Consider the following 16729-nt stretch of genomic DNA (forward strand, 5'->3'; position numbering starts at 1 on the left):
CAAACCCAGATTTGGTCTCCTTTTCATATTAATTGAAATTGACCTCTAAAATTTAAAAAGATTTTTTTTGTTCTTCAATTAACCAGTAAGTCAGCATTCTTCCTTTACCTTTAACCGGGATATGACCCCGTTCTTCCAAAACAAACTGCTCTTTCAAACGCTCATAAGTCGCAGCCGTCACTTGAATTTTACCCGGCAATCCGTTCGACTCCATCCGCGAAGCTACATTAACAGTATCCCCCCACAAATCATAGCTAAATTTACTAATCCCAATAATTCCAGCCACCACCGAACCGCTGTGAATTCCGAGCCTCAATTGAAAATTTTCTCCCATTTTGGCATTAAATCTCCTCAAAGCTGCCTGCATCTCCAAAGCTAAAAGTGCGATCGCCTCAGAGTGATCCTCCCGCGGCGTCGGCAAACCCCCAACCACCATGTAAGCATCCCCAATCGTCTTAATCTTTTCCAACCCGTGCAATTCAGACAACCTATCGAACTCCGAGAAAATCCCGTTCAAAATTTCTACCAACTGCGTCGGACTTTTGTGAGCCGAAAACTCTGTAAAACCCACCAAATCAGCAAACAAGACGCTCACATCATCAAAATGATCCGCTATCAACTTTTGCTCTTTTTGTAAGCGATCTGCAATAGGTTTCGGTAAAATATTGAGAAGCAATTTCTCGGTTTGTTCTTGCTGCACTTTCAGCGCTGCTTCAGCTTGTTTCCGCTGAATCAGTGAACCTAGCTGCGTAGCAACCGCACTCACTAATTCCAACAAGCGAGGCTGACATTTCAGAACTTTTTCGCGATAAAAAATCAAAATAGCTAACACTTGATTGTCCGCCAAAATTGGCACCCCAAAAGCCGCTTTCAATCCCACACTCACCGCAATTTCCGCTCGTAAAAAAACTTGTTCCGGTGCAGTAGAAACATCATCGATCCATTCAGACTGCTGCGACTGCCAAATCCTACCTGGGAGTCCCACACCGGGAGCAAAAATCAACTGCCAACTTGTTTGTCGGAATTCGGCAAAACTGGAGTCGCTGACGTACCTGCCTGTAGCACATTTTAAAAAGCCCTCACTGCAAGGAATCCAAGCTTCGCCCAGATTCCATTCAATAGTTTGGCAAATTAAACCTAAAATCACATCTATAGCCGACTCAAAATCCTCAGATTTGCTAATAGCTTGAGTTGCCTGCAGCAGCAATCTTGTTTCCATTTCTACCTGGTGGCGTTCAGCTATTTCCTGGTGCAACTGGATATTTTGAGCAGTCAATTTTTGATTTTTTTCTTGCAATTGCATTTGCAATGAACGCACAGTAAGTTGATTGCTCACTCGCGCCAAGACTTCTTTCACCTGAAAAGGTTTGGTGATATAATCGGCTCCGCCCACTTCAAAAGCTTGTGCTTTATTTATTCCTTCTTCTAGCGCGCTGAGAAAAATTATGGGAATTTCCCTAAATTGCGATTGTGCTTTTAATTTTTTACATAGTTCGTAGCCGTCAATATCAGGCATCATAATATCGAGCAGAATCAAATCGGGGGGGCTAGATTGAATTGCATCTAACGCCGAAAAACCATTAGTAACGGGTCGAACTTTATAGCCATTTTTTTGCAAAATTCTAATCAACAAACGCAGATTATCTGGCGTATCGTCAACTACTAAAATATCTGCTTGATAGTTTTCAGTTTGTTCCGCCTTGATCTGCATTATCTGATTCCTCCGCCTCGGCAATTAAATTGAGAATTTTCTGGTAATCAAAATTATCGAGATGACCCTGGAGGATTTCCGCTAATTCAGGATGAGGCTCCCTTATTTCGTCGATTGTCCTGACAATTAAGTCAAAATCAGCACTGCGGATTACCTGCTTTATGTTGTCTATCCATTGTGCCGGAAGTGTAGGTAAATAAGCAAGCGCAGCATTAGGGAGGGAGCCAGATAAATTATTTCGATCGCCTATTGAGATAAAGTCCGTTGAGTTAGAGTACAGATACTTAACCCCCAAATGTTTGGTCAGGGTATCAAATATATCTGTTTTGCGGAAAGGTTTGCTAATAAAATCGTCGCAGCCGACCAGTAAAGCAAACGCTTGCCTTCCTTCAATTGTACTAGCTGTCAAAGCAATAATCTTCGGAATCGGGGAGTCGGGATGGGAAATATTCATTTCCCCCTCTTGCTCTCTCTGCTTGATTCTCGCCTTAATTTGTTTAGTAGCTTCGTAGCCGTCCATCACTGGCATTCGCACATCCATCAAAATTAAATGCGGATGCCAATTTTCCCACATTTCTATTGCTTCCTGACCGTTGGTGGCTTGTTCCAGCGCGAAACCCAAAGGAGAAAGCATTTTGACTAAAAGTTGGCGGTTGTCTTCGCGATCGTCCACAATTAAAACCCGGTAGCACGGTTGATTGGGTTCCAACCCACTAACTTCGCGGTTAAGTTCCGGATCGGGAATCTCACCAACATCAACTGCACTGACTGGAATTTCAAATTTAAAAGTGGTGCCAAGTTCCAGTTGACTTTCTACGACAATTTCTCCTCCCATCAGGCGGACAAATTGACGGCTGATTTTCAATCCTAAACCCGTGCCTTTCTGAGTTTTTTGACCGGAAGCTGTTTGTACAAAAGCCTTAAAAATATTGCCCAATTCTTCGGGAGCAATGCCAAATCCTGTATCTTCAATTTCAAAGAGAAGGAAAAAACTAGGCACTGTTGAATCCTCAGCCTCATCGCTGCATTCAACCTTGGCAAAATCACTGCTAGTTCTCGAAAAATCCCGAATGCTTCTTGTAGTATCAAAGCAAGCTGTGGGACTATCCAATAAATCCAGAAATCCAGATTTATCTAACTTTATAACTCTTAAGATGATTTCGCCTGTTTGGGTAAACTTAATCGCATTACTCAGAAGATTAATCAGCACTTGCCGCAGTTTAATATCATCGGTTCGCACGTACTGAGGAACGTCAGCATCGCGCTGGAAACGCAACTGCAATTCTTCATTATGGACTCGCAGTTGAAACATATCTTGCAAATCGTCAAGCAAGCGGTAGAGGTCAAAGTTTTTCGGGTTGAGTGTCATCCGCCCCGCTTCGATTTTTGACAAGTCTAAGACTTCATTGATCAAGGTAAGCAAGTGTTCGCCACTACGGCGAATAATTCTCATATTTTCTCGGTTTTCTACAGTAAGATCCGGGCTGGGTTCCATGATTTGTGCAAAGCCGAGTATAGAATTGAGAGGGGTGCGTAACTCGTGGCTCATATTGGCAATAAACGTGCTTTTAGCTTTGTTTGCTGCTTCAGCAGCTAATGCGGCTTGTTGCAGTTGTTCTGTGCGTTCGTCAATTTGGGCTTCTAAGGTGTGGTGGTAATCTGCTAGTATTTTTTCGGCTTGTTTGCGATCGCTAATATCTTGAAAAGCTGCGATCGCATAAACAATATTTCCGGTAGCGTCAAAAATCGGCGTGGTATTGATCTCGATCGCAATTCTTTTGCCATCTTGACGGATTTCTACATCGTCAACCTTGACAGATTCTCCTTTCAGTGCACGCAAAATTGGCAGATTATCCGGCGGGTACAACTCATCAGTATTGGCAACATAAAGTTGATAAGTGGCAGCTAATTGTTCCGCAGTGCTTTCCGGGATAGTGTCTGCACCCAGCAAATCCCTCGCTGTCTGGTTGAAATAGGCGATCGAACCATCGGGATGATAAACAGATACCCCCACTGGTAAAGCTTCTAAAAATTGACTCAGGCGGCTTTCACTCGCAGACAGCGCCTCATTTACTAGCTTTAACTCCTCGTTTACTTCTTGGCGCTTATGAATTTCATCTGTTAACTTTTGATCTTGCAAATAACTGTGAACTGCTTCTACTACCGTTAATTTTAAGTCTTCATTTTGCCAAGGTTTAGGAATATAACGGTACAATTTAGCATACTTAATAGCATTACTCAGGGATTCCAAATCAGCTTGCCCCGTTAGCATAATGGTCAGCGTCTCCGGCGAGCTTTCGTGAATTCTTCTGAGCAGTTCATCCCCTTTAATATCCGGCATGATATAATCGGAAAGCACCAAAGCAATCTCGTATTCATCTGCCTGCAAATCTGCCAGCAACTCTAAAGCATCAGCCCCTCCTTCAGCGGTTTCAATTATACACCGATCGCCGATCGCCTTTTTCAGTTCAATTTTTAAACTGTTCAAAACATCAGGTTCATCATCAATACAAACAATCACAGGTTTTTTCATAACTTAGCCAGGCCAGATTTTATAGTCTCTATTAAGTCTTTGCTTTGCCAGGGTTTGTACAAACAACAGTATAAATCTGCTTCTTCTACTGCCCGCTGAACAGCCGCTGCATCGGCTTGTCCAGTCAACATCACTTTAATAATTTTAGGATATTTTTGGTGAACTTTAATTAAAAGTTCGTCACCTTTAATTCCCGGCATCAGCCAATCAGAAACAACCACAATCACCTGAGCTTTTTCTTGAAAGTCCTCCAGTAAACCTAAAGCTTCATCACCACTTTCAGCTAATTCATAAAAGTAATCATTTTTAAATTCTTTTTTGAGCTGAATCTTGAGAGTATTCAAAATATCCGGTTCATCATCAACGCAAAGAATTATAGGCTTATTCATCTTTTCCTCTCTGCTTAAATTTTAGTAGGTTTACCCACATGAGTTGCTTTTACATTATGGATTTCCGCCAAGTATGCAGGATATCTGTCTCCTATCTTATTTTAATAGGACTTCCGAAGATAAACCCGGTTTCTTGTAATAAATCTTGTGTTTGTCAGCGAGACAGCGATGACTGCCACCGCGAATTAGCCCCCTGCAAGTAAGTTTTGTTTAATAAATTGGCAGCGATACTGTAAAAGTTGTCTGCCCCGGTACAGAATCTACAGCAATTGTGCCTTGGTGTTTTTCCACAATTTTTCTTACAATATCCAATCCCAAACCGCTACCTTCGCCTGCAGATTTAGTTGTAAAAAACGGCTGAAAAATTTTGGAAATAACTTCTGAGGGAATACCTTTGCCGTTATCAGTAAACTTGAGGAAAATAGTTGCCTCTTGCTGCCGAGTTTCAATAGTTAAAATACCTTTATAATCCATTGCTTGCAAGGCATTATGAACAAGATTCGTCCAAACTTGATTTAAGTCATCGGGATAGCACATAATGTCTGGTAAATCTCCATAATCTTTAACTACTTCTATACCGTGTTTCAGTTGATTTTGATAAAGAGTTAACACCGTTTCAATGCCATCGTGCAAGTTCGCCTGGACTTTTTCTGGTTGGCTATCAAAATGAGCGTAGGTTTTTAAGGCAAATACTACTTTCCCCGACTTCGCTGTCGCTCTTTGGATCAGGCTAATACTTTTTTTAAAGCTCGCAAACTGGTAAGCACTATTTAAAACTACTTCCCAATCCGGGGATTTAAAAAGTGGCAAGATATCTTCTATGTTTTCGTAGATTCCCATGTCTACTAAAGTATCCGCAATTTCCTCCGGGTTGTCAACATATTCTGCAATCAAATTCCCCGTCAACTGCTGCTTAAATTTCCGTTTCTCTCTGCTTGTAAATAAAACTTCTTGATGGGTTGCTCTGTACAGTAAAGCTAAAAAATAAGCTTTGCTTTCCTCCGAAAGTTGTTGATAAATTTCAGGAAATTTTTCTAAAAACTCTTCGGAAAAATTAGCTATATTATTAATAGAGGAACCTATAATGCCCAGGGGTGTATTGATTTCGTGGGCAATGCCGGCAATCAGTTGTCCCAGGGCTGCCATTTTTTCCGATTGAATCAAATGCTCTTGAGTGGCTTGCAGTTGGTGCAGTGCCGTTGCTAAATCTTGATTTTTTTCTTGCAAAGTTTGTTGCAGTGAACAAATTTTTAAATGAGTTTCTATCCGGGCTAAAACTTCTTCAACCTGAAACGGTTTAGTAATAAAGTCAACTCCGCCAACTGCAAAAGCTTTAACTTTATCCAGCACGTCATTGATCGCACTAATAAAAATAACAGGAATGTCTTTAGTTATTTCAGAAGCTTTGAGTTGCTGGCAAACTTGATAGCCGTCCATTTCCGGCATCATAATATCCAGCAGCACTAGATCCGGGGGTATTTTTTGAGATGCAGACAATGCTAGTTTGCCATTGGGAACCGGGCGAACTTGATAGCCTTTTTCGCTCAAAATTCCTGCCAGCAACCGCAGGTTTTCTGGCGTATCATCCACAACTAAAATATTAGCTCGATTGGTTTTAGGTGAAGTTGAAGTCATCGGGTATTTACTGTTTCTCGCTGAGTTCTATTATGTTCAAAATTCTGTCATATTCAAAATTATTAATGCAATCTTGAAGCTTGCCCGCAAGAGAGGGATTGACAGTGCCGGTTTGTGCGATCGAAGTTGCGATCGCCTCCATGTCCACACTCAAAATATTTTGCTTGAATTGGGCTATCCAGTCTGGAGAAAGAGAGGCGAAAGCCTCCGGTGTCAGCACCTCTTGACTTGACTCCTCTACACCTGTGGCACTTACTGCGGTTGGATCTTCATAAATATAGCGTACTCCTAAATGTTTTCCCATTGCCACAAAAATGTCCTCCTCTCGGAATGGTTTCCGCATAAAATCATCGCAACCCGCCGAAAGAATCACCGCCCGTTCTTCCTCCAAAACGCTAGCAGTTAAGGCTACAATCGCCGTTGCTTGCCCGCCAGTTGTAGTTTTAATCTGTTTCGTTGCCTCATAGCCATCCATCACAGGCATTCTCATGTCCATCCAAATCAGATGCGGTTCCCACTCCATAAAAATATCAACCGCTTCTTTACCGTTATTCGCTTCTCTCAACTCAAATCCAAGTGGACTCAGAAGTTTTACTAACAGTTGGCGGTTCAAAGGTTTGTCGTCCACAATTAGCAAGCGATAACTCGGCTGATTCGGTTCGAGGGCAACCACTCGACGTGGAGTTTTTTTGCTTTCAATATCAGCAGCTTCAACCAGATGAACTTGGATATCAAACTGAAATACTGCACCCTTTCCGATCTCGCTGCTAACAGTAATTTCACCTCCCATTAATTGCACGAACTGGCGGCTAATAGCTAAACCTAAACCCGTTCCTTCCTGAGAATCTTTACCTGTTTTCGTCTGCACGAATGCTTCAAACAACTGATGGATTTCCTCAGCAGCAATGCCTGCACCAGTATCTTGAACTTCAAAATGCAGCCAGTAGCGGCCGGGTAATTGGTCAGTGCTTTTTTTATGTATATTCCGCTTTCCCCCTTTGACTTGCACCGACACTCCCCCTTCTGAAGTAAATTTAATTGCATTATTTAGCAAATTAATTAAGACTTGCCGCAATTTAACTTCATCAGTACAAATGTAATGGGGAACTTCGGCGTCTCTATCGAAGATTAACTGCAAACCTTTTTGCTCAGCTTTGAGAGCAAACATATCTTCTAAATCGTCGATTAGTTGGTACAAATCGAAGTGTTTCTCATTAATCGTCGTGCGTCCGGCTTCGATTTTTGACAAGTCTAAAACTTGGTTAATTAAAGCCAGTAAATGTTCACCACTCCGCAGGATAATTCCAACATCTTCTTGATTTTCTTGAGACAACGTTTTACTGCGAAGCATGACTTGAGCAAAGCCGATAACCGCGTTTAGGGGCGATCGCAATTCGTGGCTCATATTGGCGAGAAACGTACTCTTCGCTTTGTTTGCTGCTTCGGCAGCTTCTTTCGCCTGCTGCAGTTTGATTTCCGCTTGTTTGTTATCAGTAATGTCTTTAATAAAACCTTCGTAGTAAAGTAGATTTCCTGCTTCATCGCAGACAGCTCGACAATTTTCCGAAATCCAGATTATGCTGCCATCTTTGCGGTAGATTTCCGATTCAAAGTTTGATAGTATCCCGTACTCGTTCATCAGCGCTGCAAATTCGTCGCGGCGGTTCGGTTTCACGTAAAGCTGGTTATAGAAATTCGGCTGTGCTGCTATTAATTCCGCAGGCGAGTCGTAACCGTAGATGTTAGCTAAAGCGGGGTTAGCGCTGATATATTTCCCGTCGATAGCAGTTTGAAAAATTCCATTCAAAGCATTTTCATAAATGTTACGGTACTTTTCTTCTGCTACCCGGAGGGCAGTTTCTGCTTTTTGGCGCTCGGTAATATCGCTAGAAATCGACAAAAAACAAGCTTCTTCGTCAATATCGATGGTTTCTATCGACAGCAGTGCTGTTCTTTCTGTACCATTTTTATTGCGAAATCTCAGCTCATAATTGTGAAGAGCCGTCTTGTTTTTTAACATTTGAATCATGCGATCTCGCTCTCCCAAACTCGCCCAAAAATTGAGTTCTACCGCTGTTTTGCCAATGATTTCTTCGTGACTGTACCCCATCATCCGACAAAAGCTCTCATTGGCTTCTATGTGGCGACCATCGCTGATTCTCGTCAGGGTAATCGCATTAGGACTTAAACGAAAAGCTTTAGAAAACTTTTCTTTTGCCTTGGCAAGATCGGCGGTACGTTCGGCCACTTGCACTGCTAAATTGTCGTTGTATTCCTTTAATACTTTCTCCGCTAGTTTGCGTTCCGTAATATCTTGAAAAGCACACATTCCATAGATAATATTTCCTTGGGCGTCGTAAATAGGAGTTCCCGAAATTTGCAGGGGGATAGTTTTGTCCGTCGAGGAGATTTCAATGTCATCAACAGTGACACTTTTGCCCTGCAAAGCATTTAACATTGGGTCGCGTTCCGCCGGATAAATTTCCTGAGTGCCAGCTAAATAAGCTCCGTAGGATTGGCGCAAATTTTCGGAATTTGTTGCCACAATTCCTTGACCTAAAAGCTGCTCTCCTATAGGATTAATGTAGTGAGGTTGACCGTTTGGCTCTGCAATAAAAATGCCTAGCGGTACTGCATTGAAAAATTGTTTGACTCGGTTTTCACTTTCCGAAAGAGAAGTAAATGAATGCTGCAATTGCTCGGCCATGCTGTTAAAAGAAGCGGCAAGTTCTCCGAGTTCGTCTTGGCGATTGAGAGTGAGCTTTGTCTCCCATTCATTCCGTGCCAAAGCTTTCGCCGCCGCATTCAATCTTAAAATCGGCCGCACCACCCATTTAGCAGTAAGAATCCCCAGAATTGTCGCCCCAATCAAAGCTGCAACCGACAGCAAAAAAGTCGTGCGCGTATTGGCGTTAATTTGTTCCATAAAGTCCGATTCTGGCACAACTACTACAATCAGCCAATCCAACCCTCGATCGTCTTTAAAAGGAGCTACCTGAATAAAATTTCGCTTGCCATCAACATCAAAAGTAAGTTGTTGAGAATTATTGATTTTAGCTAAGCTATCGTAGGATTTATCTAAATATTGTGCAGTTTGGCTAATTACCCGATTCTCGCTTTCTGAAGCTTTAATGCGCCTGGTTTCTTTACCTTCCACCACGAATTCTGGACTCGCCGTTGAAGTGGCAATTAACATCCCCGATCGCTCCATGACAAAAGTTTGTCCTGATTTTCCTATTTTTAGGCTAACCAGAAATTCTTTGATTCTGGAAAAGAGCAAATCGCTGCCAGCTACTCCTAACAATTTGCCAGCATCGTCGTAGATAGGCAAAGCAGCAGTAATTGCCAGTTCCCTGGTCAAAAAATCTGTATAAATTGGAGTCCAAATAGGTTTTTTTGCGGCAGCGGCAGCTAGGTACCAAGGACGAGTTCGCGGATCGTAAATATTGAGTGAAATTTGCACTAATTGAACGCGATTTCCCTGAGAGTCGGCAGTATATCGAGCTAATTTATTGCCAGTAGAGCTGTCAGCAGCCGATATCAAAATCCCATCTTTAGTGCGAATTGCTCCAGAGTGTTCTCCATTTTCTTTGCCTGTGTAAATGATGCTGATAGAATCAAAATATTGAATTTGTTCGAGGAAATGATGTTCTAGTTTTTGCTTGTCTTCTAGGTTCAACTGCCCCAGTTTTATGCCTTGAACGTTCAGGTGATTGACAATGTGGGGAATTGACATATAATGTTCCATGCGGTCTTTGATGCGATCGCTAATTTCTCCCCGCAACTGAGCGGCAACATCGTTGACTGCTCGCTGACCGTTTTGGAAAGATAGCCAACCTACAAGTCCTACCGTGCCGACAATTTGCACTAAAAAAGGAACCACAAGCACCGTTTGTAATGGAACTTTGCCGATAATTTTTGTAGCCAAACGATTGAGGGGCTTAGGAAACATATTCATCCTCAGAGGAATTGGGCATTGGGAATTGGGCATTGGTAATTGTTGGGAGTTTTAAGTGTAAATTATGTTCCCTTTGCCCTTCCTTTTCTCCTTATGCTGTAGTTTACTGACGACAGTACCGTCGATCAATTCATATCAAAATAGCGTATTTCTACTCAGAGTTTTTTCGTAACTATTGATACAGATCATTGGGCGCGATCGACCTAAGTCGAAATCATCTGATCTATTGCACCATTCTCAATTACTTATTTAGGAACAGGCTTTTCGGCCTGTTCCACAAGAGATGAATTTTATTGTGGAACAGGCAAGATCCCTGTTCCACAACAAGTACATTTTCTTGTGGCGTGGGCATCCTGCCCGCCCAGGGAAGGGTTATTGAGAATGGTGCAACATCTCAGTTTGAACAAACAGTAGCTAACAAGCACACACCCAAAAAATCTGTATTTATCTGCGATTCAACTCCATCCTTTCGCCGTAGCGTAAAAGCATATCCAAACTCTCCAAACGATTTTGCCAAGTTTGCACCTGATAGCTATTTTCCGCAGAATGCAAGCGCATCGAAGATTGAAATTGAGATTGAAAACTCCTTAACAATCTTTTAGTAGTTGCTAAACTTTCGGTAGAAGGATTTGCCGCCAACTTGCTCAAAGATTGCGCCAATTCATCCGCTCGACTTTGCAAAACTTTCAGTTCAGATTCTGACACCCGCAACTGATTGTTAGCCAATAAAAAACTCCATTCCTGCTTGAGAGCAGTATACCGCGAAGCCGCCGCCGCAAACGGCTGTCGGTAAGGAATCGGCTCCGCAGCAGAAGTGGAGCGCACTGGGGTGCCTTGAGTGCGGTTAAAAAACCCCTGCATCCCGCTGCTGATACTTTCCACCGCAAAAATAGCATAGCCCCCTGTCGGCAAATCGCGCAAAGCTTGGATTTGGTCGATCGCCACAACTTCCGGGAGAGTCAACAACTTAACCGACGGAGAAATCAAAGCCGAACCCAGAATTTGTTCATTTACCAGCGGTTCGGTGATGCGCTGAAGTCGGTTCGTATCCAAAGCATAAGTCATCGGCACAATCAAATCTACAATGCCCTGACGAGCCCAAACTTCCCAATTTTGCTGAATTTTGTAAATCCGCTGACTTTCTGGGTGCGGAAATACTGCCACCGACAGAATTGTGCGCGGATAATTCTGCCGCAAAAGCTGAGAAACTTCAGCTACAAAACTATTAATTTGATTAGTTTTAAACTCAACCCACTGCCGCCACAAACTGCCGTTCCTGGGGGAAATATTCACGGGATCTGCACCAGTCAACTGCCTGAATTGCTGCCTCGCAGCAATACCATAACCGTAAGTAAAATTCGCATTGTCATCTTGAAAAGGATAGCGAATATAGTCTAATTGCACCCCATCTACTTTGTAGTTATTGGCAATTTCGTTGACTATTTGTAGCAAATAATTCCGCGCTTCCGGGTTCGCAGGGTCGAGATAAAATTTACCATCGTTAGGATTTTGCGTGCGTCCTTTATTGTCAATATTTGCCCACTGTGGATGGGCGGAAAGTACCGGGCCTGGATAAGAGCTAGGCTGGCCAATTAAAGTATTGTGGCGCTTATTTCCTGTGGCAAAAACCCAAACCCAAGCGTGCAGTTCCATGCCTCGATCGTGAGCTAATTTAACCGCAGATGCCAGGGGATCCCAGCCAACAGTCAGGGGATTTTGTTGCGGTGCAACTTGACTGGGATAGATCGTATATCCGGCATTCAAAGTTTCAAAGAAAACGGTATTGATCCCGGCGGCGGCGAGTCGATCGAACACTGCGGCCAAACCCTGTTCTGAACGCGCTGCGACGATCGTCCCGCGATCGAGCCAAACCGCCCGAATTTCCGCCCCAACCCGCTGTCCTTCCTTCGGGTAATTTTCCCACAGCAACTGCCGCGCTTCCACCCACTGCGATCTCGCCTCCGCGTAGTTTTGCTGTTGCAGGAGTTGGTCGAAAGTTTGCAAAACCTGCCGCGCTTGGGCGATCGCCCGCACCCTGATCGCTTGCAGAACAGGGGGGCGGTTGGTTGTGGGGCCGCCTCCGCCCTGTTCTGCAGCCACCAGTTGAGGGGAGGTAGCAGCATTGAGATTGATGGCGGTATTCGCTGAATTAGATGCTGTCAGGGCGCTTTCAAACCGGCCGAGGAGGTTAGTGAGTTCTTGGCGCATCAAGTACGCTTCAATGCTGACGATCGGCTTATTAGAATTTGGCTGCACGTCCAAACCCGCCGGTGCCGACTGATCCGAAGGGTCTGTAAAAGTTGCAGGTACTGGATCGGAAAGCGAGCCAGAGGGAGAAAGTCGGCTCAGCGGGGTAGTACGTGGCAAACTAGGGCTGTTTCTAGTGACTCTGGAGGGGGGAGTTGGCAGTGGGGTCGCGGCCGCAGTGGGCGGCGCTACAGGCCCAGAAGCGATTGTGCCTCCCCAGCGGGCGATCGAGGCTTGCAGCCAAGCCTTATCTACATTTGCCGAACCGTCGCTACCCCAGCGCCAGCCGAGATAGGTAGCGCGATCCGTGGCGATTGCTGCTGAGGAACCGGAACTATCTTTCCAAGTAGCAATAGTTTGACTGTTCGCATCAGCCGGAATCAAGACACCGCCTTGGACTGAGGTATTTTGTTGGACAGCGGGTATCCAATTGCTAGAAGCGGTGCAGGCGAGATCCCGACAGCGGCTGCGTGGTTGTGGCGTCGCTGGCTGGGTTAACGGAAAAGCCCAATACGCCCCAAGGAGCGATCGCAAAGATTGGCGCACCAAGGCCGGGGAACTGCGGCCGACGGGGCCCGAAGCAATCAAGCGGCCACCCTGGGAGGCCCAAGCTTCTAAAACTTTAATTTGTGCCGGAGTCAAAGTTTCAATGTTGGGCAAAAACAGCACGTTAACGCCTGTTAAATCCGCCGTACTTTTGATTTCTTCGAGATTGATTGGTTTGTAAGCAATGCCGCTTTCCCAGAGGCGCGTGGTAATCTTTACCCAGTCGGGAGAATTCTCGGAACTGCGAACAACGCCCAGAACTACTTCTGCGAAACTCGGAGAGGGAAATAGGATGAAGAGATTGAGTAATGTACTCGCTATAGTTCCAATTAAGACTTTTTGCAAGAAAGTGAAAAAGCGAATTTTTTGAGCCTGGGAGCAGGCATCAGGCATTTGATCGGGCTTTTTGATTTGTTGCATCATAAAATAAGAGAATTACCCAGCGCACCGTTTCGGAAAATTTCAATAACAATTAAGATCGATCGATCCGCACCATACAATTTTCTATCCTGCCCTGCAACCTGAATCAGGAAAAAGTGCGATCGATCGATTTTAGATTTTAGATTTTAGATTTTGGATTTTGGATTTTAGATTTTGGATCTATTCCTCATGACAGTTGACAGTTGACAGTTGACAGTTGACTGTTGACTGTTGACTGTTGACTGTAAGCTGTCCGGCATCTAAATTGTATTTTGGGTTTTTCAATCCAAATGCACGCAGATTTTAATCTAATATCGTTTGCGGTTGCATCGGTATTGTTCAAATGTCCAAATGTCCGAACTGTCAACTGTCAACTGTCAACAGCCAACAGCCAACTGTCAACAGTCAACAGTCAACTGTCAACAATTTTCTAAGTTGCAGCTTCATTCACCGGGAATCTATCGATTAACTGCATCGCCCGACAAGCATTCCTCCGCAAAGAATCGGAAACATGAGGAACATGAGGAATCTGAGACAAGAAATCCAAAGTCCGGCGCAAAATCCGCACCACATCCCCTTCATCCAAACTCGTATGGCTTATCAGTTCCAGCCATTCAACGCCCAGAGCCCACTGTTCGACCAAAGTCACTAAATCCCGTTCCAGCCAAATCGGGATTGCAGCTTCATGACGGTACTGCACTTGAAACAATCGGCGACGCAAGCCTTTTTGTAGATTGTCCAAAGGTGCCAAAACTTCCGGCGACAGCGAGTAGTGAGTCCAACTGTCTGGCCTGGAAACTTCTGTAACTAAGGCCGCGCAAGCAGCAGCGAGGTGGTGGGGGTCGAGTTCGTCAAATTCCGCAGACATCAGGGACAAACCCAGCCACAGTTCGTTATCGCCGCGAATGGCGGCGCAAGCTTGGCCCAAGATTGTGGGTACCAACCTGTCGGAGGAGTCATCTCGGTTCCCATGTGCCGAAACTACTCTTTCCAAGCAGCCGAAATTCAGCAAGATATCGATTAAGTTGAGAAATTGCTCCCAGTAGCGAGCTCGTTGCTTTTCTAACTCTTGTTCGCTTTTGCGGATTTCTTTTTTCAATTCTTCCCGGCGGCGCTGGCGTTTGAGCAAAGTACCGGGATTCCCCCATTGTAGAACCGGGTGAATTTCTAGCTTAGCTTCTACGGCTGCGATTTTCTGCTGTTGCTCGATCGCCTCTGGGCTCGGTTCCGGTGTCGGCAATTGTGGGATCGATTGAGCAATTGCAGCAGTTTCTTCATTTGCCAAGCGGCACTGGCCGAGTCTCAGGGGCATTTCCGACGGCGGGTTCAAGGTATCTGCAACGCTCAAGCGAGGTAATTCGGCGTGCAAGGTAGCGACATCGCTAATGGCGACGACATACCAACGGTTATCTTTCCCCAAGCACACCAAATTTGGTGCTTGGCCAGAACCTGCGATTTTGGCAACCAATACGGCGGGTACAGGAGTTGTGTGCGATCGTTTGGCTGTCGGAACGTGTTTACCTTTGAGACTCAGAACCGTTCCGAGCACTGCAAAAGCCACAGCTACGGACATCTCCTTAAATCTGGCTTCTTCAGCTTGCTGCAATAGAGTTTTCAGCAAACGTTTGTCTTCTTTGAGTCTTCCCTGCAATTTTTCGTAATGAGCGAGCTCTTTTTCCAGGGTGGAGACATTTCCTCCCGCTGCCAGGGACTGTTCAAGCACCGCCAATTCTGCTTGCAATCCGTCTAATTCTTCTTGCTGCGGCTGCAAGTACAAGGTAGAAAGGTATTGACCGAAACTCCGCTCTACCAACTCTTGAGCTTCGTCGAGAGTGTGTGTTTGCAGCAAATTCAGCACCATGCCGTAGCTGGGAGTAAACTGACTGGCGAGGGGGTCGGCTTTGGCTGTTGCCAAATACGAGGCTTCTTTTGCGCCTTCAAAGCGCGTCTGAACTGCAACCACGTGCCCCAGCTTGTCCATGCCCCGCCGACCCGCCCGACCGGCCATTTGCAGGAATTCTGAAGCGTTTAGCAGTCGGTGTCCCTTGTCCGTGCGCTTGGACAGGGTGGAAATGACTGTGGTGCGGGCGGGCATATTAATCCCGGCGGCTAGGGTTTCGGTGGCAAATACGACTTTGATCAAACCTCTCCCAAAGAGTTCTTCTACTAAACCTTTCCAGGCTGGCAAAATGCCTGCGTGGTGGGCGGCGATGCCTTTTAAAAGTGCTTCTTTTTGACCGAAGCGTTCTGCTTCTGGGTTTCGCTGTAAAAAATCGTCAATGATGCGTTTGAGTTCGGCTGTTTCGGCTTCGTTAACTAGGGAGAAATTGCCGACTTCTGCGACTGCTTGGTCGCACCCGCGACGGCTGAAGATGAAGTAAATTGCTGGTAACATATCTCGATCGTCCAACCGAGCCAAAACATCGGTCAAACTCGGAGTGGGGATGCTGCCTCTTTCTACTTTTTGCTGCTTCTTTTTGGGGACTAACCGGACATTCGCTCTTTTGCCGGTCTCGTCTAGTAGGGGAAATATCCCTTTTTGGTTGGCGAAGTGGAATTGCAGCGGTACTGGCCGAAAGTCTGAGTAGACGAGTTCTGTGGGCCCGTGGACTTTGTTAATCCAGTCTGTGAGTTGGTCGCTATTGGCAACGGTTGCTGAGAGGGCGAGCAGTTGAATTTCGCTCGAACAGTAGATGATCGATTCTTCCCAGACGGTACCACGCTGGCGATCGTTCATGTAGTGACACTCGTCGAGTACCACGGTTTCGACTCCGGTGAGGGAAGTACCGACTTCTCCGATCGGCGTGCCGTAGAGCATATTCCGAAATATTTCGGTAGTCATCACCAAAATCGGCGCATCTCGATTGACGGAGATGTCGCCCGTGAGCAAACCTACGTTGTCGTCTCCAAATTGACTGCGGAAGTCGCGCAGCTTTTGGTTAGAGAGTGCTTTGAGGGGTGTGGTGTAGAAGACGCGCCGCCCTCTGGAGAGTGCTTGATGGATGGCGTATTCCCCGATTAACGTTTTCCCAGAGCCTGTGGGAGCACACACGACAACGGATTTACCTGCATCGAGGGCGGCGATCGCCTCTCTCTGAAAGTTATCTAGCTCGAATGGAAATATGGTCTTCAGATCCAGCTCTGGGCGGTTCTGGGCAGTGTCTGGCACAAGGATTATTATAAGGTTGCAGGATAAGTATGCTTAAATCTTGCTGAAAGCAAGTCAGCAGAGGACTGTATTGATTTTAGACCAACGCCCGCAAATCGGCTATTAAGGAATAAGTCTGTTG

General features: G+C 45.2%; 7 protein-coding genes. All 7 read right to left on the bottom strand.

The window, feature by feature from the left end:
* Positions 1–52 precede the first annotated feature (52 nt).
* The 7 genes from QUA03_RS04220 to QUA03_RS04250 all read right to left on the bottom strand — a co-directional run bounded on the left by QUA03_RS04220 (position 53) and on the right by QUA03_RS04250 (position 16608).
* Entirely contained in the window at positions 53–1711 is a 1659-nt protein-coding gene (locus QUA03_RS04220) for an adenylate/guanylate cyclase domain-containing protein (RefSeq protein ID WP_333209945.1), read from the bottom strand.
* Positions 1686–4244 carry a response regulator gene (locus QUA03_RS04225; protein ID WP_445304833.1) on the bottom strand — a complete coding sequence of 853 codons (2559 nt, stop codon included), beginning with the start codon at positions 4242–4244 and terminating at the stop codon, positions 1686–1688. The genes QUA03_RS04220 and QUA03_RS04225 overlap by 26 nt, the downstream gene beginning before the upstream one ends.
* Complete coding sequence (locus QUA03_RS04230; RefSeq protein ID WP_333209949.1) at positions 4241–4633, bottom strand: response regulator; 393 nt, start codon at positions 4631–4633, stop codon at positions 4241–4243. The genes QUA03_RS04225 and QUA03_RS04230 overlap by 4 nt, the downstream gene beginning before the upstream one ends.
* 210 nt (positions 4634–4843) lie before the next feature.
* Positions 4844–6268, bottom strand: a complete 1425-nt coding sequence (locus tag QUA03_RS04235) for a response regulator (protein ID WP_333209951.1) — start codon at positions 6266–6268, stop codon at positions 4844–4846.
* A 7-nt stretch (positions 6269–6275) separates the two neighbouring features.
* Positions 6276–10220 carry a PAS domain S-box protein gene (locus QUA03_RS04240; RefSeq protein WP_445304834.1) on the bottom strand — a complete coding sequence of 1315 codons (3945 nt, stop codon included), beginning with the start codon at positions 10218–10220 and terminating at the stop codon, positions 6276–6278.
* Positions 10221–10670: 450 nt separating this feature from the next.
* Positions 10671–13412: a family 10 glycosylhydrolase gene (locus QUA03_RS04245; protein ID WP_333209956.1), complete on the bottom strand. Its 2742-nt coding sequence runs from the start codon at positions 13410–13412 to the stop codon at positions 10671–10673.
* Between the two features lie 457 nt (positions 13413–13869).
* On the bottom strand, positions 13870–16608 hold the full coding sequence (locus QUA03_RS04250; protein WP_333209958.1) for an RNA helicase: 2739 nt from the start codon (positions 16606–16608) through the stop codon (positions 13870–13872).
* Between the last annotated feature and the right edge of the window lie 121 nt (positions 16609–16729).

Source organism: Microcoleus sp. S36b_A4, assembly GCF_036700645.1.
GTDB lineage: Bacteria > Cyanobacteriota > Cyanobacteriia > Cyanobacteriales > Microcoleaceae > Microcoleus.

Bases quoted from the DNA above. Each gene is read 5' to 3' on its own strand.
- QUA03_RS04235 (WP_333209951.1), bottom strand. From the start codon at position 6,268: ATGACTTCAACTTCACCTAAAACCAATCGAGCTAATATTTTAGTTGTG.
- QUA03_RS04245 (WP_333209956.1), bottom strand. From the start codon at position 13,412: ATGCCTGATGCCTGCTCCCAGGCTCAAAAAATTCGCTTTTTCACTTTC.
- QUA03_RS04225 (WP_445304833.1), bottom strand. From the start codon at position 4,244: ATGAAAAAACCTGTGATTGTTTGTATTGATGATGAACCTGATGTTTTG.
- QUA03_RS04220 (WP_333209945.1), bottom strand. From the start codon at position 1,711: ATGCAGATCAAGGCGGAACAAACTGAAAACTATCAAGCAGATATTTTA.
- QUA03_RS04230 (WP_333209949.1), bottom strand. From the start codon at position 4,633: ATGAATAAGCCTATAATTCTTTGCGTTGATGATGAACCGGATATTTTG.
- QUA03_RS04240 (WP_445304834.1), bottom strand. From the start codon at position 10,220: ATGTTTCCTAAGCCCCTCAATCGTTTGGCTACAAAAATTATCGGCAAA.